The sequence below is a fragment of the Sulfitobacter indolifex genome (genome assembly GCF_022788655.1).
GTDB classification, from domain to species: Bacteria; Pseudomonadota; Alphaproteobacteria; order Rhodobacterales; family Rhodobacteraceae; genus Sulfitobacter; species Sulfitobacter indolifex.
On the sequence record NZ_CP084951.1, the window covers coordinates 1,553,796 to 1,578,100 of the forward strand.

Genomic DNA, 24,305 nt, shown 5'->3' on the forward strand with positions numbered 1-24,305 from the left:
GCCATGGCACATGCCGGCAGAGACGACCTGAGTAGAAAGACGCCGAGATGTCCCCACCGCGCCCGGCCACCCGCATGCCCCCCCACTCCGACAAGCCGCGGCGCTTTGTCTTTGTGCTATTGGAGAACTTCACGTTGCTGAGTTTTGCCTCGGCTGTGGAATGCCTGCGTATCACCAACCGTATGCTCGACCGGGAAGTCTATGATTGGCAGGTCGTGGGCGAGACGGGTGCGACCTGTGTCAGCTCTTCGGGGGCGGTTTTTGCGCTTGATGGCGGGTTGGAAGAGTTGGGCCGCGACGACACGATTTTGATCTGTGGCGGCATCGACGTACAGGCGGCCACCACCAAGAAGTTGCTGGCATGGCTGCGTCGTGAGGCCCGCAAGGGGTTGGTGGTCGGCGGGCTGTGTACTGCCGCGCATACGCTGGCCAAGGCCGGGCTGTTGGACGGAAAACGCGCCACGATCCATTGGGAGAACCAAGACAGCTTTGGTGAGGAATTCGAAGAAGTTGTACTGACGAAATCGGTTTTCGTGGTGGACGGTAACAGGCTGACCACCGCCGGTGGCACCTCGTCACTTGATCTAATGCTAAAGCTTATCGCGGATGACCATGGCGAAGAGACAGCCAATGCCGTGGCAGACCAATTGATCTATTCTTCAATCCGCACTGACCAAGACACACAGCGCCTGTCGGTACCGACACGAATCGGCGTGCGTCATCCCAAGCTTAGCCAAGTCATCCAGCAGATGGAGCGCAATATCGAAGAGCCGATCAGCCCGTCGATCCTTGCGCGCGATGTCGGCATGTCGACCCGCCAGTTGGAGCGGCTGTTCCGCCGCTACCTCAACCGCAGCCCCAAGCGCTATTACATGGAGTTGCGCCTGCAAAAGGCGCGCAACCTGTTGATGCAGACGGATATGAGCGTGATCAACGTGGCACTGGCCTGCGGTTTCGCGTCGCCGTCGCATTTCTCGAAATGCTACCGCGCACATTACCAGACCACGCCTTATCGCGAGCGGGGCAGCCAATCATCTCGGCTGCCCGCCTGAGACTTAGGGTGTTATCCGGTAAACGGTGCCGTTAACCTCGGAAATGAACCAAATCCCGCCCTCCGGGCCTTCGACCACATCGCGCACGCGGGCGGTTTCTGAGGTTTTGATTTGTTCTACCTCCTCAAGGGGGTCACCGCTCAGGCGGGAGATGTAGTCAAACTTAAGCGAACCTACGAAGATATCGCCCTCCCACTCAGGAAAAAGCGCGCCTGAGTAAACCATCAGGCCCGCAGGGGCGATGGAGGGATCCCAGTAAAATTCGGGCTGCTCCATCCCCTCTTTTGCAGACCCCTCGCCGATCTTTTCGCCTGAGTAATGCGCCCCATAAGATATCACCGGCCAGCCGTAATTCGACCCCTTGGAGATGCGGTTCACCTCGTCACCACCCTTGGCCCCATGCTCTGACACCCAAAGCCGTCCTTCAAGGTCAAGCCCGGCACCCTGTGGGTTGCGGTGGCCGTAAGACCAGATTTCAGGCAGAACGCCGGGCGTGTCTATAAAAGGGTTGTCATCGGGGACAGAACCATCGCGGTTGACGCGGATGATGCTGCCGTTGTGCGTGCTGCGGTCTTGCGCGGCGGGCCGGTCGCCCCGCTCACCAATGGTCATCAACAGCGTGCCATCGGGCGCTTCAACCACGCGCGATCCGAAATGTTGCCCGCCGGTGCTGCCCGGTTTCATGGCAAAAAGTTCGGTCAGGTCTTCCAAGCGGCTGCCGTCGTCCGACAGGCGTGCAGAGGCCAGCGCTGTGCCCGCGCCGCCGCCCTCTTGCGGCTTGGCATAAGTCAGAAATAACGCACGGCTCTGCGCAAAATCCTGCGCCAATGTGATGTCGAGCAGACCGCCCTGCCCGACCACCGCGACCTCTGGCAGGTTCGACACCTCTTGTCGCGCGCCGTCCTTCTCATAGATCAGCCGCCCTGCTTTTTCCGTGACGAGCAGCCCCCCTCCCGGCAAGGGTGCGACGCCCCAAGGGGCTACTAGACCTTCGGCGATTGGCGTGATCGTCATGGCACTTTGCGCGTGGGCGGGGCCTGCGGCGTAAACGCTGCTAAGGCTAATCGCAGCGGTCGTGACAATATGCTTTACGGAAGTCATGGGTAGGCTCCTGTTGGATGGGGGGCTTGGTCTAAGATGTAGCCAGCGCGACGCCCGTTTCCACAGTTCTGCCCGACGCACGCAAAAAGCCGCCCAGCGAAAACACTTGATAAATCGCCTTTTCTTTTCCGAAACGCCGACCTAACGTTCCATCAGAACGAGAGTTCAACTAAGGGAGAGAACCAAATGAAAAAAATTCTGATGGCCACAACGGCTGTTGCTCTGCTTGCCACTGGCGCGCAGGCCCAAGATACTAAAATCGGCATTCTGCTGGGCTTCACCGGCCCGCTGGAATCGCTGGCGAATGACATGGCGGCTGGTGCTGAACTGGCGATTTCCGAAGTCAACGAATCCGGCAACTTCCTCGATGGCGGCACCGTTTCGTCCGAGCGTGGCGACACCGGCTGCATCGACGCGGGCCTCGCCGTGGCCTCTGCTGAGCGTCTGATCACTTCCGACCGCGTGAGCGGCATCGTTGGTGGCATGTGTTCGGGCGAGACGACTGCTTCGCTGCAAAACGTCGCCATTCCAAACGGCATCGTGATGATCTCGCCTTCCGCGACATCGCCTGCCCTGTCGACTGTCGAAGACAACGGTCTGTTCTTCCGCACATCGCCATCGGATGCGCGTCAGGGTCAGGTTATGGCCGACATCCTGAACGACCGTGGCATCAAAGAAGTCGCCGTCACCTATACCAACAACGACTATGGTAAAGGTCTGGCCGACAGCTTTGAAACCGCGTTCAAGGAATCCGGCGGCACGGTCACGATCAACACCTCGCATGAAGACGGCAAAGCGGATTACTCTGCCGAAATCGGCGCGCTGGCTTCTGCCGGTGGTGAAGTGCTGATCGTCGCGGGCTACGTCGACCAGGGCGGCGCGGGCATTGTGAACGGTGCATTGGACGCAGGCGCGTTCGATACATTCATGTTCCCCGACGGCATGGTTTCCGACACGCTGGAAGAGAAATTTGCCGAGATCGCGGATGGCTCCTTTGGTCAGAACCCAAGTGCGGCTGGCGAAGGCCCCGACAACTACAAGAAGATGGGCGAAGAAGCCGGTTTCGAGCCGACAAACGCCTTCTCTCCCGAAGCCTATGACGCGGCAGCTTTGATGCTGCTGGCGATGCAGGCGGCAGGGTCCAACGATCCGGCTAAGTACAAAGAAAAGGTGATGGAAGTCGCCAACGCACCGGGTGAGAAAATCCTGCCGGGTGAGCTGGGCAAAGCGCTTCAGATCATCAAAGACGGTGGCGATGTGGACTATGTCGGTGCCTCGGCTGTTGAGCTGATCGGGCCAGGCGAAAGCGCGGGCAGCTACCGTGAGATCGAGATGAAAGACGGCAAGATGGTCACGGTCGGCTACCGCTGATCCTTGCGCCATTGAACCTTGCAGGGCCCGGTCGCACAGCGATCGGGCCTTTGCTTTTGCAAAACGGCTTTTCTTTCGCGGGCACGGCCTTTACAACGCGCCCCGCGAGGATGTGGGAAACATGTCCCGTCAGGGAGAGACAGATGAATAATCATGTGATGGCTGCTGAGGCCATGGCTTTTTGCGTTGGAGGCGCAAAAGCTGAAATCCGCGTTCAAACTGCTGTCAAAAACGCAGCGCGGGCGCGGTTCTATTCTCATCTGACCGAAACGGTTACTTTCCAAAATCGCATCTCGCTGTAATCATGGGCGCAGTCCGACGTTCGGGCTGCGCGGCAAACAACGACCAATAAAAACCAGCCACAAAGGTGGCGGACACGGGGATGGACATATGATCGTCGTAGACGACTTACACAAACATTTCGGCGGCTTTCACGCCGTGGACGGGGCCAGCCTGTCTATTGAAAAGGGATCGATCACCGGGTTGATCGGCCCCAATGGCGCGGGCAAGACCACGCTGTTCAACGTTATCGCCGGCGTGCTCAAGCCCACTTCGGGCCGGGTCACGATGGACGGTGAAGACATCACCGGCCTGCCGCCGCATGAGCTGTTCCACAAGGGCTTGTTGCGCACCTTCCAGATCGCGCATGAGTTTTCGTCGATGTCATGCCGCGAGAACCTGATGATGGTCCCCGGCGACCAGTCTGGCGAAACGTTGTGGAACACATGGTTTGGCACGAAACGGATCGCCAATGAGGAACGCGCGCTGAAGGCTAAGGCCGACGAAGTGCTCGAATTCCTGACCATCGAACATCTGGCCGAGCAAAAGGCAGGTCAGATCTCAGGCGGTCAGAAAAAGCTGTTGGAGCTGGGCCGCACCATGATGGTCGACGCCAAGATCGTCTTTTTGGACGAGGTCGGCGCGGGCGTGAACCGCACGCTGCTGAACACCATCGGCGACGCGATCATCCGCTTGAACCAAGAACGCAATTACACATTCGTCGTCATTGAGCATGACATGGATTTCATCGGCCGCCTTTGCGACCCGGTGATCTGCATGGCTGAGGGTCACGTGCTGGCCGAAGGCACGCTGGATGAGATCAAGGCGAACGAACAGGTGATCGAGGCCTATCTCGGCACCGGCCTGAAAAACAAGGACAAGGTAGGCGCATGAGCAATGATCCCTACGGCGACCGCGGCAACAAAGATTGGTCGGTCGGCAACGCAAAAGGCCAAGGCAGCATCATGCCAAAGGCCAGCGGCAAAACCCACCCCGCCCCCGGCGGCCCCTTCCTGATCGGTGACAGTATGACGGCGGGCTACGGCGCTGGCCCCGACATTCTGCATGATTGCACCATCGCCGTGGACCGCGGCGAGATCGCTGTGATCGTCGGCCCCAACGGCGCTGGCAAGTCCACGGGCATGAAAGCGGTGTTTGGCATGCTCGACATGCGCAAGGGCCATGTGCGGCTGGATGGGGAGGACATCACCGGCCTCAGCCCCCAAGACCGCGTGGCGAAAGGCATGGGCTTTGTGCCTCAGACCTCCAACATCTTCACGTCGATGACGGTTGAAGAGAACCTTGAGATGGGCGCTTTCATCCGCCGCGATGATTTCCGCGATACGATGGCGCAGGTCTATGACCTGTTTCCAATCCTCAAGGAAAAGCGGTTGCAGGCTGCCGGCGAACTCTCTGGCGGTCAGCGCCAGCAGGTCGCCGTAGGCCGGGCGCTCATGACCCAGCCTAAAGTGCTGATGCTTGACGAGCCGACAGCGGGCGTAAGCCCCATCGTAATGGATGAATTGTTCGACCGGATCATCGAGGTTGCCCGCACCGGCATCCCGATCTTGATGGTTGAGCAAAACGCCCGTCAGGCGCTTGAGATCGCGGACAAGGGCTATGTGCTCGTGCAGGGGGCGAACGCCTTTACCGGCACCGGCAAAGAGCTTTTGGCCGATCCCGAAGTCCGCAAATCGTTTCTGGGGGGCTGAACATGGATCTGCTCAACGCATTTATTGCACTTTCGAACTATGTCCTCATTCCGGGCATCGCCTATGGCTCGCAGCTGGCACTTGGCGCGCTTGGGGTAACGCTGGTTTACGGCATCCTGCGGTTCTCCAACTTCGCCCATGGCGACACGATGGCGATGGGGACAATGGCCACCATCCTTGTCACATGGCTGTTCCAGTCCATGGGGCTGAGCCTTGGTTTCCTGCCCACCGCACTGCTCGCCCTGCCCTTCGGCATCGCCTTTGCGATCTTATTGCTGCTGGGCACCGACAAGGTGGTCTACAAATTCTACCGCGAACAAAAGGCAAAGCCGGTGATCCTCGTGATCGTTTCGCTTGGTGTGACCTTTATCTACAACGGCATCACCCGTTTCATCATTGGCGCGGACGATCAGAACTTCCTCGACGGTCAGCGTTTCATCATGTCGGCGCGCGACTTCAAACAGATGACCGGTCTGGACGAGGGGCTTGCCTTTAAAACGACCCAAGGCATCACCATCGTTACCGCGATCATCGTTGTGGCGCTGCTGTTTTGGTTCCTCAACAAGACCCGTGCGGGCAAATCCATGCGGGCCTATTCGGACAACGAAGATCTGGCGCTTTTGTCGGGGATCAACCCAGAGCGCGTGGTGATGATCACATGGATGATCGTGGCCGCACTCGCGACCATCGCAGGCACGCTTTACGGGCTGGATAAGTCATTCAAACCCTTCACCTACTTCCAGCTTCTTTTGCCAATCTTTGCGGCGGCGATTGTTGGTGGGCTTGGCAGCCCTGTGGGGGCAATTGCGGGTGGTTTCGTCATCGCGTTTAGCGAGGTGACCATCACCTATGCTTGGAAAAAGGTGCTGGGCTACGTCATGCCCGAGGGGATGGAGCCTGACGGCTTGGTCCAGCTTATGAGCACGGATTACAAATTTGCGGTCAGCTTCGTCATTCTTCTGATCGTTCTGCTGATCAAGCCCACCGGGCTGTTCAAGGGGAAATCGGTATGACCCAGACTGTGAAAAACACGATCCTTTTCGGCATCATCGCCTTGATGATTATCTACACCGGGTTTGAGCAGAGCTGGAATTCCGCTTTGCTGATCATCGCCATGGGCCTGATCTCGTCGATCATGGCGCTTGGGGTGAACCTTCAATGGGGTTTTGCGGGGCTCTTTAACGTCGGCATCATGGGCTTTGTGGCGCTTGGCGGTCTTGCGGCTGTGCTGGTCTCCATGCCCCCGACCGAGGGCGCTTGGTCCACCGGCGGCTTCGCCATTCTGGGTGCGCTGGCGCTTGGCGCGGGCACGGTGGTCGCGGCGGTTATGCTGATGAAACGCATGGCCCCCGGCACGGCCCGCACGCTTGCGGTAATCGCGGTACTGGTCATCGGCTTCTTCGTCTTCCGCGCCCTGCTCGACCCTGCGGTCGAGGCGGTCGAAGCGATCAATCCGGCGCAGAGCGGCTATCTCGGTGGTCTGGGTCTGCCGGTGCTGATCTCTTGGCCCGTGGGTGGTCTCTTTGCCGCTGGTGCGGCATGGCTCATCGGCAAGACGGCTCTGGGCCTGCGGTCGGATTATCTCGCGATTGCCACGCTGGGGATTGCCGAGATCATCATCGCGGTGCTGAAAAACGAAGACTGGATGAGCCGCGGCGTCAAAAACGTCATCGGCCTGCCACGCCCGGTGCCCTATGAGATCGATCTGCAGAACGATCCCAGCTTTGTCGAACGCGCCGCCGGGTTCGGCTTTGATCCGGTGGACGCATCGACGCTCTGGGTCAAATTGCTCTATATCGCGCTCTTTGCGGTGGTGCTGATCGTCCTGCTCTGGATGAGCCAGCGTGCGCTGCATTCCCCTTGGGGCCGGATGCTGCGGGCGATCCGCGACAATGAGGTCGCGGCGGAGGCCATGGGCAAGGACGTCACCGCACGGCATTTGCAGGTCTTCATCCTCGGCTCCGCGATCTGTGGCATCGCGGGTGCGATGATGACCACGATGGACAGCCAGTTGACGCCGGGCACCTACCAGCCCCTGCGCTTCACCTTCCTGATTTGGGTGATGGTGATTGTAGGCGGGTCGGGCAATAACTTCGGTGCGATCTTGGGCGGCTTCCTGATCTGGTTCCTCTGGGTGCAGGTCGAGCCGATGGGGCTGTGGTTGATGAGCTTGATCACTTCAGGCATGGCCGAAGGCTCCGCGCTGAAGGCACATCTGATTGAGAGTGCCGCCCATATGCGTCTGCTGACGATGGGCATGGTGCTGCTGCTGGTGCTGCGCTTCAGCCCGCGCGGGTTGATCCCCGAGCGGTAAACCCGGCTGACATCACCTCACGAAAAAGGGGCGCGGTATTGGTACCGCGCCCCTCTGTTGTCTGTGGTCCGTCTCAGCGCCCTTTGAACAGACCGCCCAAGATGCCGCGGACGATCCGGCGACCTGTGGTGCCTTTCAGCTCCTTGATCACAACCGAGGCGATGGCATCGCCAAACCCATTTGACGTACTGCGCGTGCTCTTACTGCTCCGCGCCCCGCCATAGCGGCGGGCTTTCTGGAATTCACGCGCGGCTCCATCCTCTGCCTCTGCGGCAGCCTCAATTTTCTCGGCCTCTTTCGCCGCGGCCTCCGCGCGGGCCTTCAGCATCTCATAGGCCGACTCGCGGTCTTTCAACGTGTCGTATTTCCCGGCGAGATCGGACTCAGCCACCACGGCGGCACGTTGCCCCACGGTGATCGGCCCAAGCTGCGACGACGGCGGGCGGATCAAGGTGCGCTCCACCACGCCCGGCACGCCCTTGCGCTGCAACATGGAGGTCACCGCCTCGCCGACGCCCACCTCGCGGATCGCCTCTTCGGTGTCAAAGCGTGGGTTCTCGCGGTAGGTCTGGGCGGCTTGGCGCAGCTCTTTGCGGTCGCGCGCGGTAAAGGCGCGCAGCGCATGTTGGATGCGGTTGCCAAGCTGGCCCAGAATGTCTTCGGGCACATCGGCGGGGTTTTGGGTCACGAAATAGACGCCAACCCCTTTGGAGCGGATCAGCCGTGCCACCTGTTCGACCTTATCGACCAGCGCTTTGGGCGCGTCGTCGAAAAGCAGATGCGCCTCGTCGAAGAAGAAGACCAGCTTGGGTTTATCGGGGTCACCGACCTCGGGCAGTTCCTCAAAAAGTTCGGACATGAGCCATAGAAGGAAAGTGGCATAGAGTTTCGGTGAGGCCATGAGCTTGTCAGCGGCAAGGATGTTGATCCGCCCGCGCCCGTCGGCATCGCAGCGCATCAGGTCCGACAGCGCCAGCGCCGGTTCGCCAAACAGTTGCGCGCCGCCTTGGTTTTCCAACACCAGCAGCCGCCGCTGGATCGTGCCAACGGACGCGGCGGAAACATTGCCATAGCGTAGCGCCAGTTCTTTCGCGTTCTCTCCGACCCAGACCAGCAGCGCTTGGAGGTCTTTGAGGTCCAAAAGCGGCATGCCCTCCTCATCGGCGACGCGGAAGGCGATGTTCAAGATACCCTCCTGCGCTTCGCTGAGGTCCAGAAGCTGAGCGATCAGCAATGGGCCCATCTCTGACACGGTGGTGCGAACTGGATGCCCCTGTTCCCCAAAGAGATCCCAAAAGGTCACCGGGAAGGATTGATAGGTATAGTCGTCAAAGCCGATTTTGGCGGCGCGTTCGGTGAAGGGGCCGTGCAGTTTCGCAGCCTCGCTCCCCGCGACAGCGAGGCCCGAGAGGTCACCCTTCACATCCGACAGAAACACTGGAACGCCCGCATTGGCAAAACCTTCGGCGAGGATTTGCAGCGTGACCGTCTTGCCGGTGCCCGTCGCCCCGGCAATCAGCCCGTGGCGGTTGGCATAGCCGAGATCGAGAAATTGCTTGGTCGCATAGTCGGGACCACCGCCGCCGATAAAAATGTCACTGCTCACGCTTGGGCCTTTCTGTCAATTTTAGCCATTCGTCCGTTCCACTAGAGCATACAAACTTAACCTTTGCGCGCCATAGTGAAGACATCCCGCCCATATGTCCTTCTACCGGGCGGGGTATACTTCCTCCCTGTTAGACTGGCCGCGCCTTCGGGTGCGGCCCTTTTTCTACCACAGGCTGCCGCATCACCCTGACAGATTGTCGCATTTTTACTGTTGACCGGCACCACGCGCTTGCCTAACGTGGCATTAATAAGTCGGCCCAGTCCGACGGGGAGAAAGTACACGGAAGGGGGCGCGCTGCGTCCCCTTTTGCTTTTCCGGCAGCTAAGCCTCTGACATCATAGGGAAATCGCGCTACTCTCTGTCGGCATGAATTTGCCCGAACCATGAGTGAAATGCGGCCTTGACCACTGACATTCGCGGGGCGGCATGGTAAGGGGCGGTAACGCAACTAATGTGGATATGACATGAGCAAGTTTATGACCGCCCTGCCGCTTTGTGCAGCGCTTGCACTGACGGCCCCAATCACCGCTTTCGCCCAAACCGCGACAGATACCACAACGTCTGAGACCGCTGCGCCTGAAACAGCAGCATCTGAAACGGCTGCAGAGGAAAGCACCACGCCAGATAAGGAACTCCAGCCTGGCACCAGTGGAAATGCATCTGAGGTCGAGAGCCAGCTGAGCCTTGGCGAAGACGCAAACAAAGATCCCGAGCTGGGCAAACCTTACACCAAGAAAGAGATCGGATCGTGGGAGATGCGCTGCATCAAGACCGAAGAAGAGGTCGATCCCTGCCAGATGTATCAATTGCTCGCGGATGGTGAAGGCGCGCCCGTCGCCGAATTCTCGCTCTTCCGTCTGCCCGGCGGTGGCCAAGCCAAAGCGGGTGCCACGGTTGTTGTACCGCTGGAAACCGCCCTGCCCGCGCAGCTCACCCTCTCGGTCGACGGTGGCAAGGCGCGCCGTTATCCCTATGCCTTCTGCAACCCGGTGGGCTGTTACGTGCGCATGGGCCTGACAGATGCAGATATCGCGGCGTTCAAGCGTGGCAAGCAAGCGGTGATGACCATCGTGCCCGCACTGGCCCCTGATCAAGAAGTGAAAGTAACCCTGTCGCTCGACGGCTTCACCGCCAGCTACGACGAAGTCTCAGTCATCGAGCAGTAAGACCTGCGACATATTTCGAAATTAATGCCGCTCCCCCAGGGGGCGGCATTTTTCGTCTCTGCCTAATTACTCAGGCGCGGCGCAGGGCCAGTACAGCATTCATCCCGCCAAAGGCAAAGGCATTGCTAAGCGCCACATCGACCCTCGCCTCGCGGGCCTCATTCGGCACCACATCTAGCGCACACTCCGGGTCGGGTTCTTCATAGCCGATGGTGGGCGCGATCACCCCGTCGCGCAGCGCCATGATACAGGCCAAAAGCTCAACCGCGCCGGTGCCGCCGATCACATGGCCGTGCATCGACTTGGTCGATGAGATCATCAGTTGATCGGCATGGGCTCCGAAAACATCCGCCACCGCCGCGCATTCGGTCTTGTCGTTCGCCGCCGTCCCGGTGCCATGGGCGTTGATATAGCCGACCTCTTCGCGGTTGATCCCCGCATCTGTCAGCGCCCCCTGCATCGCCCGCGCGGCCCCGGCTTTGGACGGCATAACAATGTCGCTGGCGTCCGACGTCATGGCAAAACCCGCGACTTCGCAGAGGATATCGGCCCCTCGCGCGCGGGCGTGTTCATATTCCTCAAACACGAAGACCCCTGCGCCCTCGCCCTGTACCATCCCGTTGCGGTTGGCTGAAAACGGGCGACAAGCATCGCGGCTCATCACGCGCAGCCCTTCCCACGCTTTCACGCCGCCGAAGCACAGCATCGATTCCGATCCGCCCGTCACCATCACCGGGCTCATGCCAGAGCGGACCATAGCAAAGGCCTGCGCCATCGCGTGATTGGACGACGCGCAAGCGGTCGACACGGTAAAGGACGGGCCGCGCAGGTTCCACTCCATGCTGACATGGCTGGCGGCGGCGTTGTTCATCAGTTTGGGCACCACGAAGGGATGCACCCGGTTTTTGCCCTCTTCATAGACGGCGCGGTAGTTGTCGTCCCACGTGGACACACCACCCCCCGCCGTGCCCAGAACCACACCGGCGCGGGCGGCCAACTCATCGGTAAAGGTCAGCCCCGACTGCTCAATTGCTTCGCGTGCGGCGGCGAGGGTGAATTGGGTGAAACGGTCATGAAGGGCGATCTGCTGGCGGTTGTAGCGCCCTTCGGCCTCAAACCCGCGCACCTGCCCGCCGATGCGAATGGCCAGCCGCTCCACATCGCGGAACTCAAGCGGGCCGATGCCGCATTTGCCTTCGCGCATCGCGGCGAGCGTCTCTGGCACCGACAGGCCCAGAGCGTTGATCGTGCCGGCGCCGGTGATGACAACTCTCTTCATGCGCTTAGCTCTGTTCGGCCTTTAGCCGCTCCACCCCGGCGACAATGCTGCGCACGGTCGAGATGTCGAAATCGCTTTCGCTGGGGCTATTGGCGTTGAAGGGCACGTTGATGTCGAATGTCTCTTCAATGGCGAAGATGCTTTCGACGACCCCCATGCTGTCGATGCCCAAATCCTCCAGCGTGCTGTCGAGCGTGACATCCTCCGGCTCAATCATGGCCTGTTCGGCGAGGATGGTGATGACCTGATCCTGAGTGCTCATGGCGTCCCTCACATATGTCCGCGGCAGGTTTAGTCAGCCTTGTCGGCTTTGGAAACCAGCTTCTGCAAGGCTGCGACATCACGCAGCAGTTTGGGCAAGCGGCGCAGCGCTTTGTAGATTTCGGTTTGCTTGCTCATCTGCGTGGCGGGGTAGCCGAGCATCGTGCGGCCCTCGGGCACGTTGGACAATACAATCGTCCCGCCGCCCGCAATCACCCGGTCGCCGATCGTGATGTTATCAGCCAGACCGACCTGCCCGCCGAGCACAACATTGTCGCCCACGCGGGTCGAGCCGCCAACACCGGCCTGCCCGCAAAGCAAACAGTTTTTACCAATCACCGCGTTATGGCCAATGTGAACAAGGTTGTCGATTTTCGTGCCATCGCCCACACGAGTGTCGCGGATGGTGCCATTGTCGATGGTGGAGCCCATGCCCATTTCCACATCCGCGCCGATGGTCACAGCGCCAAGCGAATGGATACGTGACCAAGGCTGCGGCGCGGCGTCGCCCTGATCGCCCAGCGTTTGCCGGGCCTTTTCGACCGTGGACAGCTCAGCCGTCACAAAGGAGAAACCATCGCCGCCCAAGCGCACGCCGGACTGCGCGATGAAGCGTGGCCCGATGGTGACGCGGGCGCCGATGCTGACGTGTTCGCGTAGAAAACAGCCCTCGCCCAATGTCGCATCCACACCGACAAAGCACAGCGGTCCGATCATGCTCCCTGCGCCAATCGTAGCCCCGGCGGAGATCACCGCCAGCGGGCCGACCGAGACGTCATCGCCAAGCACGGCATCGGGGTCGATCACAGCTGTAGGATGGATGCCCGGCTTGAACCCCTGCCCCTTGTCGAGCATTCGCGTCACGCCAGAAAGCGCATAGCGCGGACGGTTGGGCAGGATCGCGGCCTTCAGCCCCAGTGCCCGCCAATCAGCCCCCTCCCAAAGCATCGCCACTTCGGCGGCACCTTCAGAGAGGCTGCTGGCATAGCGCGGGTCCATCGCCAGCGCCAACTCGCCGCGTTGAGCGCTGGCCGGTTCGGCGACGCCGCTGACCTCGAGTTCAATGTCGCCCTCGGCGCTGGCGCCGACGGCTTTGGCGATTTGCTGAACATTATAGGTCATTTCAGGCGGCCTTTATTTGTTGCGCGCCCGAGAGTTACCCCTGAACGCCGCGCAAGGCCACCCCCGCCTTGGCCAGCGCGTTCCAGATCAGCGCATCCCGGCCATAAACGTCATCACGGTATTCGGTGTGGCCACGGGCATTGGTGACGGCGGTGCGGTAGATCAGGTGAACGGGAACCTGCTCCTCAAGAACGATCCGGGTCTCGCGGCCACTGCGCAGCACCGCTTGGAAGTCGCCTTCAGGGTCGGCGGATTGCGGTGCCAGCAGCGCATAGGCGAACTCAAAAGGTTCAGCCAGACGGACACAACCATGGCTAAACGCGCGCACGTCCCGGTCAAACAGGCTCTTGGCGGGCGTGTCATGCAGGTAGATGTTATACTTGTTCGGGAACATGAACTTCACCAGCCCGAGCGCATTGGTGTTGCTGGGCGGCTGGCGCATGGAAAAGGGGAACGTCCGGGCAGTGTACTTGCTAAAGTTCACGGCACCGCGGTTCACCTTCCGTCCACTTCTGTCGGTGATTTCAATATGGCTCACCGCATTACGGTTCTGCTTGAGCTGCGGCAGGTATTCCCCGGTCACGATGGAGCGCGGGACGTACCAGCTTGGGTTGACCACCATATGCTCCATCACATCGGAAAATTCGGGCGTTGGGCGGTCTTCGCGTGCGGCGCCAACAACTGAGCGGGTCTGGAAGGTAGTCTTTCCATCGTCAATGATCTTGGCCGAGAAGTCGGGGATGTTTACGAGGATATGGCGCTTGCCGCGGTCGGTGTTGAACCAACGTTCGCGCTCCAACGCGACCATGACCGATTGCAGCCGCTGCTCAACACCGATGTTGATCTGTTTCATGGTGGCCGGACCGGCGACGCCATCGGTGTTCAATCCATGGGCCTCTTGGAACTGGCGCACGGCGTCGGTTAGGGTTGCGTCATAGCCAACGGCGTTCGAGCGCTCAAGGTAGCCCATGGCGATCAGTCGGTTGCGCAGCGCGATCACATCATTGCCGGTATCGCCCGGCTCAAGCTTGCCTGCGGGCACCGAGGGGCCCCATCCGCCCTGCGACAATAGCTTTTCCATCACGATTTTTTCCTTGAGCAACGCATTATACTCAAGGCTGCGCGGCGGCAGTGCGCGGAAATAGGCGGCAGGCGAGGTTTTCGGCAAGTCTTGCAGGTATGTTTTGCGGTCGCGGTAGGGAATTTCGCGCACGATTTGGCTGATGATCCGCTTAGGGATCAAGACGCCGGTCTGCACGTCCCGGGCATAGCGCAGGAAAACACGGCTAAGTTCCACTTCGGCGAATCCCCGGTCGCGCGGGGATTTGGCGTTGCGCAGCATTTCCAAAACGGCGTCTGGATTATAGCGGGTAATGGGCAGGCCATGATCATCCGCGGCGCTGATCGCGCGCAGCAATTCAGACCGTCGGGCGCGATGTGTGTCGGCCGCCCCTGTCCAGATCGCGGTATAATCATTCTCACGATAGAAGGCCGCGATATCATCGTCTTGGGCTGCTGCCTCGGCGACCGCTTGCTTGAAAGCTGTGACTTGCGCCGCGACAGGTCCAGGTAGAACCAGCGCCGCGATCATCAGGGCCAGCCCTGCAATTAGATTGGGCAGTTGCCGTGAAAAAGTCGCGCTGAATGCCATGTCGTTCCCCGTGGAATATATCTCTGCCGCCAAGCGACCGTATCGCCTGTTCGGTTTGCCAATATATAGACGCGCAAGTCCATTCAAATTTCCGTTCGTGGAAAATTCTGACTTTGGATTGTGCGCATCGCGCATCGCTTTGCCCTGTAAACACTGGGCTTTTTATAAGCTTTGCGCAAAAACTTGCCTAAATTTGATGCGGTCGGGAACCATTTCGATTCAGGTCTTGGTCAGATTTTCCCGCTATGCAATAACAATGTTGCATCTGGGGATGAGATGAATGGCCCATGTAACATCTTGGGTAACTTAGGCAGACAACGGGACAGAGACACATGACAGGCAAAAGCTCCTCGGGTATGACCCGACGCGCCCTTTTGGGTGCATTCGCAGCAACCACTGTTGCAGCAGCTCCTACCTTCTCCAACGCGGCAGGTTTCCTGCGTGGCGCTGGCGATATTCGCCGCATCCGCATGTACTCCGGCCGTACAGGTGAACGACTGGATATGATCTATTGGATCGAAGGCCACTATATCAAAGACGCCTTTGCTGAGATCAACCACTTTATGCGCGATTGGCGGACGGATGAGGTCACGAACATGGACCTGCGTACCGTTGATATCATGGCTGCATCGCATAACCTGCTGGACGTGAACGAGCCTTATATGCTCCTCTCTGGCTACCGCAGCCCTAAAACCAACGCGATGCTGCGCTCCCGCTCTAGCGGTGTGGCTAAGAATTCGCTGCACCTAAAAGGCCAAGCCGCTGACCTGCGTCTGGCGTCGCGCTCTGTGCATCAAGTGGCCCGCGCGGCAGTCGCCTGCGGCGGCGGTGGGGTCGGGCGTTACTCGGGTTCCAACTTTACCCATATGGACTGCGGCAACGTTCGCAGCTGGGGCGGTTGATCGCAACCAACGCAGTTAGATGCATAATTTGATTAGGGCACCTTAGGGTGCCTTTTTTGTTGCGCGACAGGACTTTCCCCGCCCTTGGCCCGGATTTACGGTTGCGCTGAATGAACTGGGGCGGCGACATGCGGGCAAAGGATATGGCAAGAATTGCGGTGATCGGTTTCGGCCCGCGCGGGCTTGGCGCGTTAGAGGCGTTGTCTCAGCGGTTGCGGGAAACTGGGCGCCGCGTGCAGATTGATATCTATGAGCCGAGCCCCTTCCCCGGCGCAGGTCCAAATTTCGCGCCGTCGGACCCGGAGTATTGTCTTCTCAACATACCCTACCAAGATATTGCCATTCGGCCGCCTCAAGGATCCGCCGTGGGCAGTTTCGCAGATTGGCAAAACAAACCCTTTGATCGTGATGATTTTCCGTCACGCGCTGACATGGGCCGCTATCTCGAAGCGCGGCGCGATGATTTATTTAAGCGGGGTTTTACTAAATCTGACGCTAAGATCACGTTATTGCGCAAAAATGTCGAACGCGTCTCGCAGGAGGCACCTGGCTGGTGCCTCCATATAGAGAACGGCCAGCCTGCGCATTACGATGAGGTCCTTCTTACCCTCGGCCAACCCCCGGTAGAGCCGGACGCCCAATGGGCCAGTTGGCAGGCCCACGCGGCTCAATCTACTGCGGAAGTTGCGCCGGCCTATCCAGCAGCTGAATTGTGCGACCGAGCGTCGGAGTGGCAGGGACAATGCGTGGCCATTCGAGGGCTTGGTCTATCAACCTTCGATGTGCTTCGCAGCCTTACCATCGCACAGGGCGGTCGCTTTGATGCGGCGGGGTATCACCCCTCTGGCCGGGAGCCTGCCTGCATTCTACCGTTCTCACTCAACGGTCAGCCGCCCTTCCCCAAACCGCAGGACGCGGTTCTAGATGCGCTTTTTGCGCCCACACCCGAAGAAACCGCGCACTTCGCCCGGGCGGCCGAGGCGGCCGTATGCGCAACGCCACAGGAGGCAACAGCAAATATCAACGGGGCGTTGGCGCCAGTCGTGACCCGCATTCTTGCGCCACAACGTGTGAACGATACGCAGGTCTTGGACTGGCTGGCGACAGAATGGGCTGATCCCGGGACGCAAGATCGGCAAGCGCCGATGGATGCATTGCGACATGGGATTGCATTGGCCGCGGGACATGCCGCGCCAACCATCGGCTATGCGCTCGGTCAGGTCTGGCGCAAATGGCAGGACGAATGGCGCGCGGCTTTTAATCCCGGATGCGCCACGCCTGAAACCGCGAAGCACCTAATTGATTTCGACGAAGGGTTAAAACGATACTCCTACGGCCTGCCCCTGTCCTCTGCGCGTGAGCTTCTGGCCTTGATCGACGCAGGGCAGACCGATCTGTCTTTCGCCGTAGACCCAGGAATCATTGAAACATCGCAGGGGTGGATGCTGGGCGTAGGAGGTCAGCAGGTTGAGGTTTCTATCATCATAGACGCGGTGCTGCCCGCGCCTGCGCTGTCAAATATCAGTGTTCCGCCCCTGCCCGGTCTCATCACAAAGGGCTTGATCGTCGCGGTCTCAGACGATCTGGCCGCTGCGACTGAGCCTGACGGCACCCTGCGCGACCAAAGCGGAAGCCCCGTATCTGGTCTTTGTCTGTTGGGACGTCTGGCGCTTGGCAGCGTGACGGCTGTGGATTCGCTGCATGATTGCTTTGGGCACTCTGCCGACCGCTGGGCGGATGGCGTGGTTGCGCGATTGCGGAATGCGCGCCCAGCTGAGTAATGGCAAAACCACAACAGTTTGTGATCCTTCGCTTAAGATGGAACGACGCGGCCCGAAATTGGTTTCACCCACAACACTCGATCGAAGAAAAGGGGAACGACGTAATGAGAAGACGACATTTCATCACCGGCGCGGCGGTAAGCGGCGCAGCACTTAGTACAGCTCTCGCAACACCCGCGCTTGCACATGCTCCTAAAGAGATGCCGAGCTATGATGTGCCGCCAGACATGATGCCGCGCAAGGTGCCGATTGCTGCAGGCGCGCCACCCTATGAGATCCACGTCGATCCGGACAATTTTGCCCTTTACTGGACGCTGCCTGATAATATGGCTTGGCGCTACACTGTGGGCGTTGGCCGTCCCGGTCTTTACGAATCCGGTGAGTTTTATGTTGGGGCCAAGAAAGAATGGCCAAGCTGGACCCCGACCCCAGATATGATTGACCGCGAACCGGAGAAATATGCGAAATATTCCGACGGTATGGAAGGCGGTTTGAACAATCCACTCGGCTCGCGGGGGCTTTACCTCTTTACCGAAGAGCGGGGCGATACGTTCTTGCGCATTCACGGCACCGATGACCCCAGCACATTGGGCAAGCGCGTGTCGAACGGCTGTGCGCGACTGGTGAATGACCAAATGGCCGAGCTTTATGACCGGGTGCCGATGAATACCCGTGTGGTCCTTTACGAACCGTTGGTCTGAAGATCGTTATAGAAATGCAAAAGCCCGGCCCGAAAGGTGCCGGGCTTTTTTGCACGTTCATGCGATCGGCCCAAATGGGCATGATATCTGCAATACTGTCGAAATAGATAATGGCGGAGCGACAGGGATTCGAACCCTGGAGACGGTCTCCCGCCTACACACTTTCCAGGCGTGCGCCTTCGACCACTCGGCCACCGCTCCGTTGATGCGCGGTTTAGCTTGGGGGGACAGTGAGTTGCAAGAGCGAAATCCCCCCAAGGCGGATAAATTTATTCAACCGCCAAGATGAACGTAAATGCGCCGGTTCAACCGGCCTTTTTTCTCAATCTTTCCAAGACGAAGCGCACCGATTTCACCGGTTCGCGCCACATGGGTGCCGCCGCAAGGTTGCAGGTCGATGGGCTCCTGCGGCTCTCCGATACGGATCAGCCGAATATCTCCGCGCCCACGTGGAGGCGCGACCGACATGGTCTTGACCAACTCAGGTGCCGCGTCAAGCTCCGCCTCAGTGATCCAATCCTCGCTGACCCGCGCATCCAGCGAGACAAAGTAGTTCAGCGCTTCTTCTAATTCCCCGCGATCTTGCGGTGCGTCGGGCATGTTGAAATCGAGCCGCCCATGACTGGCCGAGATTTGCCCGCCTGTCACCGGATACGGGATCACGACCGACAGCAGATGTAGCGCCGTGTGCACGCGCATGTGCTTGTGACGCCGGTCCCAGTCAAGTTCTTGGGTCACATAGGCGCCTACGGGCGGAAGCGCGCGTGGCTCTGCCGGAACCAGCGCGATGCGGCCGCTGTCGCGGTCCCGTACCGTGGTAGCGATGGAAAGTTCCTGCCTGTCCCACGTCAACCAGCCGCTATCGCCCGGCTGACCTCCCCCTGTGGGGTAGAAAAGCGAGTTCTCCAAGATCACGCCGCCCTCAGGCGTATGCGCCGCCACACGGGCGGGTGCATCGCGCAGGTAGGTTTCCTGCCGGAATAGTTCGCCCGTCATACCTGCGGTTCCGCCGTCTCGCTGCTGTTTTCCACGTCTGACGCGGTCGTTTCTGCGGGCTTCAGCACCTCAGGGTTGCGGAGCCACAAATCGCGTTGGGCGAATGGAATCTCGATCTCCTCGTCTTTAAAGCGGGCCGCGATGGCATGGTTGATGTCGTTCTTTACCTTCATCATCCAATTAACGTCACGCAGGTAGCAGCGGACTTCAAACTCAAGCGCATCGGCGCCGAAGTTCAGGAAGAGCACTGCGGGCGGCGGGTTGGTAAGCACGATCGGCTGAGCCTTTGCGATCTCTTGCAGGATGCCTTCGACGCGCTTGGTGTCAGTGCCATAGGCCACACCCACAGGCACGATGAGGCGGCCTACGGTATTGCCACGCGTGTAGTTGGTGACCGTGCCGCTGATTAGGTCAGCATTGGGGACGATGACATCGGTGCGGTCAAAGGTTTCGATCCTTGTCGAGCGCACAGAGATGTCGCGCACATAGCCCATTTGGCCGCCAACTTCGATCCAGTCGCCCTCGGAAATCGGCCGCTCGATCAACAGAATGATCCCCGAGACGAAGTTTGACACAACGTTTTGCAGACCAAAACCGATACCCACCGAAAGCGCACCGGCAACGTAGGCCAGCGCCGACAGGTCGATCCCGGCGCCAGTGATGGCCAGCAGCGCTGCGAGGAAAATACCGACATAGCCGATCCCCGAAACGATGGCGTTCTGCCCGCCGATGTCCATCCGCGTTTTGGGCAGCACATTGCTACGCAGTGCGCCCTGGATCAGACGGGTTGCGGCATAGCCAATGACAAAGATCACCGCAAAAGACAGGAAATCCGTCGGGCGGACGCGGGTTTCGCCAAAGGCAAAGCCGCGGCTAAAGAGCGCCCAAAGCTCGGTCAGGTCAGTGACCCGCGCGCCCCACGCCAGCGCCATCACCGGCAGTGACAGCAACAGCAGGATCAAGCCAAAGAACACCGGCATCAGCGCATCACGCGCCTGCACCCCCTGCCCGGTCACTGCGCCGTAAACATCTGCTAAAAACCGTTGCAGCGTCATGACGAGCCCCAACAGGACCAGCGTGCTAACATAGGGTGGCAGCAGCGAAACAGCGGCGTTGTAATAGCCACTGATCAGCAAGAGGGGCGACAAGATGGCAACGATCATTGCGCCAAGCCCCAGACCGCGCACGACACGGCTGAGCGTCGAAATACGGGGTTCTTCGGAGACAGGTGTTTCTTCGGGCTGCGGGTCGTTGTGGCCGTGCAGTATGCGACCAATGCGGAACAGGGCAAAGGCGCTAAACAGCATAACAGGCAGGCGCAACACCGCTTCAGTGGTCTCAGCAGGTTGGTGCCCGTCAAAGATGGCGTCGATGATCGCCCCTAGAATGATGGTGCCGGTGATGATGCTCACGTAAAAGCGGACAGCCTTACGCTCACTCGCGGGGAGGAGGATCAGCGCCTCGTCTTCATCGCGCGAAAATACCCGCTCGGCCACCCAGCGAACACCCAACATCGCGCCGCCGATCACCGGGATCAGCTTTACCAAAGCAGCGCCACGCGGCCCAAGCCACCCGGTTGCCAGCACGGACATGACCAACAAGAACAGCCCAACTGTGGGCAGGATGATCCGCAGCAAAGAAACGACAAAGCGCCAAATGCCAAAGCCCCGCGCGCCAAACCGCTGCAGACGTCCGACGATAGCCGTCGACCAATGATGCCCGCGAAGGATCAGCACCAAGCCTAGAACGGAAAGAGCCAGCACCGCTGGAAGTGATGACAGTAAATCCCGACGCCCCGCTTCGGCATTGGTGGGGGCTTCTACGGCAATCTCACCTGCCGCGGTGGCCAGATCATCAATCGCCGTACGCCAGTGCACGGGATTAAGCGGCGTCGGGACGACCTCAAGAAGCTGCTCAGTCTGGCGATCGCGTAGGGCTACATCGATCTGCCCGATTAGGGCGTCGGCACGTAGATATGCTGCTTCGGCGCGCTGCACCGGATTTAGCAAGGTGTTGAGCTGTCGGTTTAACTCCTCCCGGCTGGCAGCTACCTCAGGCGATTCCGGCTCGGCGATTTCGCTTTCGGGCGCAGTGCCAAGAGCGGCCAACTGTTCGCGCAGGGTGCTGATCCGCGCCGCGTTCAGATTGCGCGCAGAGTCGAATTTCCCACGGTACTCGACCAGCCGGGCGCGCTGCACCTCAAGCATGGTTTCGGTGGTGTCCGCATCATCTACCGCTGCTTCGGCGGTCGAGGCGACGGTTTCCCACTCGTCAAAGTCCGGCAGGACCGGTTCTTGAGCGAGTGCAGCGCCGGTCAGCCAGACCAGCAACGCGGTGAGGCTTAGGGCGAAGCGGAGCATTTGGGTCATGTATCCTCGAAAACACCTGGAATGGATTGCGGCGCGGCATCAAGCCAGTCGGGCGTTGGCAGCCCTTTCTCGCGCAGGAATTCTGGGTTGAAGAGCTTGGATTGGTACCGCGTGCCAAAATCACAAAGAACAGTGACAATCGTATGCCCCGGCCCCATGTCTTTCGCCATGCGCATGGCGCCCGCGACGTTGACGCCCGAAGACGCCCCAAGGCAAAGCCCTTCGTTCTCCAGCAGGTCAAAGACCACCGGCAGGGCTTCTTCGTCAGAGATGTTATAGCTATAATCCGGCTTGAAGCCTTCGAGGTTGGCGGTGATCCGCCCCTGCCCGATGCCTTCGGCAATGGAGCTGCCCTCGGCCTTTAACTCGCCTTCGGTATAATAATTGTGCAGGGCCGCGCCGTCCGGGTCGGCCAGCGCAATTTTCACACCTTTGGGCTGAAGCGCCATGGCGACGCCGACCAGTGTACCGCCGGAACCTACGGCGCAGCAGAAACCATCCACTTTACCGCCGGTCTGTTCCCAGATTTCTGGGCCAGTCGTCTCAACATGCGCCTGACGATTAGCGGTGTTGTCGAATTGGTTGGCCCAGATCACCCCTTCGGGCGTGGTCTTGGCGAGTTCTTTGGCCAAACGTTCAGAGTAGCGCACGAAGTTATTGGGGTTTTTGTAGGGGGCCGCGGGCACCTGCACCAGTTCGGCACCAGCAAGGCGCAGCATGTCCTTCTTCTCCTGAGATTGGGTCTCAGGGATGACGATCACGGTTTTGAACCCCATCGATGCGCCAACGAGCGCCAGACCGATGCCGGTGTTGCCAGCCGTGCCTTCGACAATGGTGCCGCCGGGCTTCAACTCGCCCCGCGCGATAGCGTCGCGAATGATGAACAGCGCCGCGCGGTCTTTGACCGACTGACCGGGGTTCATGAATTCCGCTTTGCCCAGAATTTCGCAGCCGGTCTCTTCGCTCGCGCCGCGCAGCCGGATCAGCGGTGTGTTTCCAATGGCCTCGGCCAGATCTTTTGCAACCTGCATGTTTGCCCCCAGTTCATGTTCCATCCGGTTTAGCTGTCGTGCCATCGGACCTCAAGCGTTCGCGGTGACGGGCCAGCCAATAGGCGCTTGCCACCAAAGGCGCATTGGCAAGCGCCTGCGCGTCAGCCAAAGCCATCAATTCATCGAATGACATCAGATGTGAGCGGATATCCTCACCTTCGGAAGCCAAACCGCCCGTGCCAGTAATTAGGTCCGGTAAATCTGCCAAACCCACGAAAATGTGAAAGAATTCGGTCGCGTTTCCGGGGGAGGCGTAGACGTTGGCAACCGGCTCCAGCTTGCCCAGTGTGATCCCAGCTTCTTCAAGCGCTTCGCGCCGGGCGGCGGCCTGCTGTGTCTCACCGGGGTCTATATGGCCTGCGATGGGTTCTAACTGCCAACAGGTGTCATCGCCCCGTGCCAGCGGCCCCATGCGGATTTGTTCCACCAGAAGCACGCGGTCACGCACTGGATCATAGGGCAGCACCAGCGCCGCATCCGCGCTGATGAAGACTTCACGGTCAATCTGGGCTGACATGCCGCCCTTGAAGGTTTCATGCCGAAGAGAGATTTCATCAAGGGCAAAGAAATTCGCATAGGCGCGGCTGCGGCGGGTGATGTCGATCTTGCCGCCCAAGGTGCGCGGATCATGCTGTCCCTGCTTGGCCAACACCTGCTGATAGGCCCGGCGGCGGATCATCGGGAATATCGCATCTACCTCGGCGCGGGGGCGTTTGCCGATATAGCTCATCACCTCGCGCGCCGCATGGCACGACAGTGCGGCCCAATCGGCCTCCCATTGCGCCAATGACCACGGCCCTTCTGAGGTCCACCGCCCCGGCTGCGGCAGATAAACCTCTGCCGCCTGCCCGTCCGCCAATGTCACCGGCACCAAATCGTAGTCAAACGCGCCTTCGTAAAAGTCGAGCCGGGCAAAATCATCCGCGCTGAGGTCGCGCAGCACCAGGCCCACGGTCTCGGTGCCGGAATCCTTTGCGATAGTGGGAAACGGGCCTTCCGCAGCAGCAAAAACGCGGTAGCCGGGCAAAACGGCGGGGCTGAGGTCTATCGCCGCTGTGGGACGGCCCAGCACAAGCTCTAGCAGCGGCAGATGCCGCAAAGTTCCGTAAATAAACAAATGTCGCATTGTAGTTAGGACCAACGATTATAAGCAAATTCGGTCAACAGACCTGAGATCACCGCACCCACTACAAGCGCCACGGCCATCGGTACAGTGGCAATCATTAGGCCGAACTCTGCTCCGATTTGGAAAATGGCGACGATAGCCTCAAAGGGATCATCATAGCGATGGCGCAAGGCCCGTCGGACCATCTCATTCGCTGCTTGCAGGAAAATCGCCCAAAGTATGAGCACGACGACCCCAGCCAGACCGTTGTTAACCGCCGCCGTGATACCCCGCCCGGCACGCCTGCCCATAACGGACCAGCCCACCAGCAGTCCCAATACGATGTTCAGCGGTAGGAAATACCCGAAATCCGTGCTTTCCGGCATCAAGGGCACGACCATCCCCGATAGGATAAAAGCCAGAACCGCGAGCGAGATCGCGGCCATAAGTCGTGCACCTGTCGGCATATTTCGGCTCCTTGC

General features: G+C 59.7%; 22 protein-coding genes and 1 tRNA gene. 11 read left to right on the forward strand and 12 right to left on the reverse strand.

What is annotated here, in order from left to right; all coding sequences use genetic code 11:
• The first annotated feature begins 47 nt into the window (after positions 1-47).
• The gene (locus DSM14862_RS07560) at positions 48-1,052 is read left to right on the forward strand and encodes a GlxA family transcriptional regulator (protein WP_007119658.1); all 1,005 of its coding nucleotides are present in this window, start codon (positions 48-50) and stop codon (positions 1,050-1,052) included.
• A 3-nt stretch (positions 1,053-1,055) separates the two neighbouring features.
• On the opposite strand, the gene DSM14862_RS07565 is transcribed toward DSM14862_RS07560, so the two are convergent.
• On the reverse strand, positions 1,056-2,153 hold the full coding sequence (locus tag DSM14862_RS07565) for a PQQ-dependent sugar dehydrogenase (protein WP_007119659.1): 1,098 nt from the start codon (positions 2,151-2,153) through the stop codon (positions 1,056-1,058).
• 186 nt (positions 2,154-2,339) lie between these two features.
• Between DSM14862_RS07565 and DSM14862_RS07570 the strand changes: the two genes are divergently transcribed.
• The 6 genes from DSM14862_RS07570 (at position 2,340) to DSM14862_RS07595 (ending at position 7,829) form a co-directional block, all read left to right on the forward strand.
• Positions 2,340-3,524 (forward strand): ABC transporter substrate-binding protein, encoded by a 1,185-nt coding sequence (locus DSM14862_RS07570; RefSeq protein ID WP_007119660.1) that lies wholly within the window; start codon positions 2,340-2,342, stop codon positions 3,522-3,524.
• 143 nt (positions 3,525-3,667) lie between these two features.
• Positions 3,668-3,826: a hypothetical protein gene (locus DSM14862_RS07575; RefSeq protein ID WP_007119661.1), complete on the forward strand. Its 159-nt coding sequence runs from the start codon at positions 3,668-3,670 to the stop codon at positions 3,824-3,826.
• Positions 3,827-3,914: 88 nt separating this feature from the next.
• Positions 3,915-4,697, forward strand: coding sequence for an ABC transporter ATP-binding protein (locus DSM14862_RS07580; RefSeq protein ID WP_007119662.1), 783 nt, complete (start codon positions 3,915-3,917; stop codon positions 4,695-4,697).
• Complete coding sequence (locus DSM14862_RS07585; RefSeq protein ID WP_007119663.1) at positions 4,694-5,515, forward strand: ABC transporter ATP-binding protein; 822 nt, start codon at positions 4,694-4,696, stop codon at positions 5,513-5,515. The genes DSM14862_RS07580 and DSM14862_RS07585 overlap by 4 nt, the downstream gene beginning before the upstream one ends.
• Positions 5,516-5,517: 2 nt before the next feature.
• Positions 5,518-6,528: a branched-chain amino acid ABC transporter permease gene (locus DSM14862_RS07590; protein WP_007119664.1), complete on the forward strand. Its 1,011-nt coding sequence runs from the start codon at positions 5,518-5,520 to the stop codon at positions 6,526-6,528.
• The gene (locus DSM14862_RS07595) at positions 6,525-7,829 is read left to right on the forward strand and encodes a branched-chain amino acid ABC transporter permease (protein ID WP_007119665.1); all 1,305 of its coding nucleotides are present in this window, start codon (positions 6,525-6,527) and stop codon (positions 7,827-7,829) included. Before DSM14862_RS07590 ends, DSM14862_RS07595 begins: the two co-directional genes overlap by 4 nt.
• 73 nt (positions 7,830-7,902) lie before the next feature.
• On the opposite strand, the gene DSM14862_RS07600 is transcribed toward DSM14862_RS07595, so the two are convergent.
• On the reverse strand, positions 7,903-9,435 hold the full coding sequence (locus DSM14862_RS07600; protein ID WP_007119666.1) for a helicase HerA-like domain-containing protein: 1,533 nt from the start codon (positions 9,433-9,435) through the stop codon (positions 7,903-7,905).
• 467 nt (positions 9,436-9,902) lie between these two features.
• Between DSM14862_RS07600 and DSM14862_RS07605 the strand changes: the two genes are divergently transcribed.
• Positions 9,903-10,604, forward strand: coding sequence for an invasion associated locus B family protein (locus tag DSM14862_RS07605; protein WP_007119667.1), 702 nt, complete (start codon positions 9,903-9,905; stop codon positions 10,602-10,604).
• Positions 10,605-10,674: 70 nt separating this feature from the next.
• Here DSM14862_RS07605 and DSM14862_RS07610 read toward each other — a convergent pair whose 3' ends face one another.
• From DSM14862_RS07610 to DSM14862_RS07625, 4 genes are read right to left on the reverse strand one after another with little or no spacing between them, the layout of a single operon-like run.
• The gene (locus tag DSM14862_RS07610) at positions 10,675-11,883 is read right to left on the reverse strand and encodes a beta-ketoacyl-[acyl-carrier-protein] synthase family protein (RefSeq protein ID WP_007119668.1); all 1,209 of its coding nucleotides are present in this window, start codon (positions 11,881-11,883) and stop codon (positions 10,675-10,677) included.
• A 4-nt stretch (positions 11,884-11,887) separates the two neighbouring features.
• Complete coding sequence (locus tag DSM14862_RS07615; RefSeq protein ID WP_007119669.1) at positions 11,888-12,145, reverse strand: acyl carrier protein; 258 nt, start codon at positions 12,143-12,145, stop codon at positions 11,888-11,890.
• 29 nt (positions 12,146-12,174) lie between these two features.
• Positions 12,175-13,266 carry a UDP-3-O-(3-hydroxymyristoyl)glucosamine N-acyltransferase gene (gene lpxD / locus DSM14862_RS07620; RefSeq protein WP_007119670.1) on the reverse strand — a complete coding sequence of 364 codons (1,092 nt, stop codon included), beginning with the start codon at positions 13,264-13,266 and terminating at the stop codon, positions 12,175-12,177.
• A 34-nt stretch (positions 13,267-13,300) separates the two neighbouring features.
• Positions 13,301-14,917, reverse strand: a complete 1,617-nt coding sequence (locus DSM14862_RS07625) for a L,D-transpeptidase family protein (protein WP_040701235.1) — start codon at positions 14,915-14,917, stop codon at positions 13,301-13,303.
• Positions 14,918-15,249: 332 nt separating this feature from the next.
• Between DSM14862_RS07625 and DSM14862_RS07630 the strand changes: the two genes are divergently transcribed.
• From DSM14862_RS07630 to DSM14862_RS07640, 3 genes are all read left to right on the forward strand, one after another.
• Positions 15,250-15,819: a YcbK family protein gene (locus DSM14862_RS07630; protein ID WP_040701145.1), complete on the forward strand. Its 570-nt coding sequence runs from the start codon at positions 15,250-15,252 to the stop codon at positions 15,817-15,819.
• A 143-nt stretch (positions 15,820-15,962) separates the two neighbouring features.
• Entirely contained in the window at positions 15,963-17,600 is a 1,638-nt protein-coding gene (locus DSM14862_RS07635) for an FAD/NAD(P)-binding protein (protein ID WP_040701147.1), read from the forward strand.
• Between the two features lie 104 nt (positions 17,601-17,704).
• On the forward strand, positions 17,705-18,301 hold the full coding sequence (locus DSM14862_RS07640) for a L,D-transpeptidase (RefSeq protein ID WP_040701149.1): 597 nt from the start codon (positions 17,705-17,707) through the stop codon (positions 18,299-18,301).
• Between the two features lie 111 nt (positions 18,302-18,412).
• On the opposite strand, the gene DSM14862_RS07645 is transcribed toward DSM14862_RS07640, so the two are convergent.
• From DSM14862_RS07645 to DSM14862_RS07670, 6 genes are all read right to left on the reverse strand, one after another.
• A tRNA-Ser gene (locus tag DSM14862_RS07645) sits at positions 18,413-18,502 on the reverse strand.
• 72 nt (positions 18,503-18,574) lie between these two features.
• Positions 18,575-19,297, reverse strand: coding sequence for an alanyl-tRNA editing protein (locus DSM14862_RS07650; protein WP_007119675.1), 723 nt, complete (start codon positions 19,295-19,297; stop codon positions 18,575-18,577).
• Entirely contained in the window at positions 19,294-21,666 is a 2,373-nt protein-coding gene (locus DSM14862_RS07655; RefSeq protein WP_007119676.1) for a DUF3772 domain-containing protein, read from the reverse strand. Before DSM14862_RS07655 ends, DSM14862_RS07650 begins: the two co-directional genes overlap by 4 nt.
• A complete protein-coding gene (locus tag DSM14862_RS07660; protein WP_007119677.1) occupies positions 21,663-22,697 on the reverse strand; it encodes a cysteine synthase A in 1,035 nt (344 codons plus the stop codon). Before DSM14862_RS07660 ends, DSM14862_RS07655 begins: the two co-directional genes overlap by 4 nt.
• A 13-nt stretch (positions 22,698-22,710) precedes the next feature.
• Complete coding sequence (locus DSM14862_RS07665; RefSeq protein ID WP_040701151.1) at positions 22,711-23,844, reverse strand: NUDIX domain-containing protein; 1,134 nt, start codon at positions 23,842-23,844, stop codon at positions 22,711-22,713.
• Between the two features lie 5 nt (positions 23,845-23,849).
• Complete coding sequence (locus tag DSM14862_RS07670; protein WP_007119679.1) at positions 23,850-24,290, reverse strand: TrgA family protein; 441 nt, start codon at positions 24,288-24,290, stop codon at positions 23,850-23,852.
• Between the last annotated feature and the right edge of the window lie 15 nt (positions 24,291-24,305).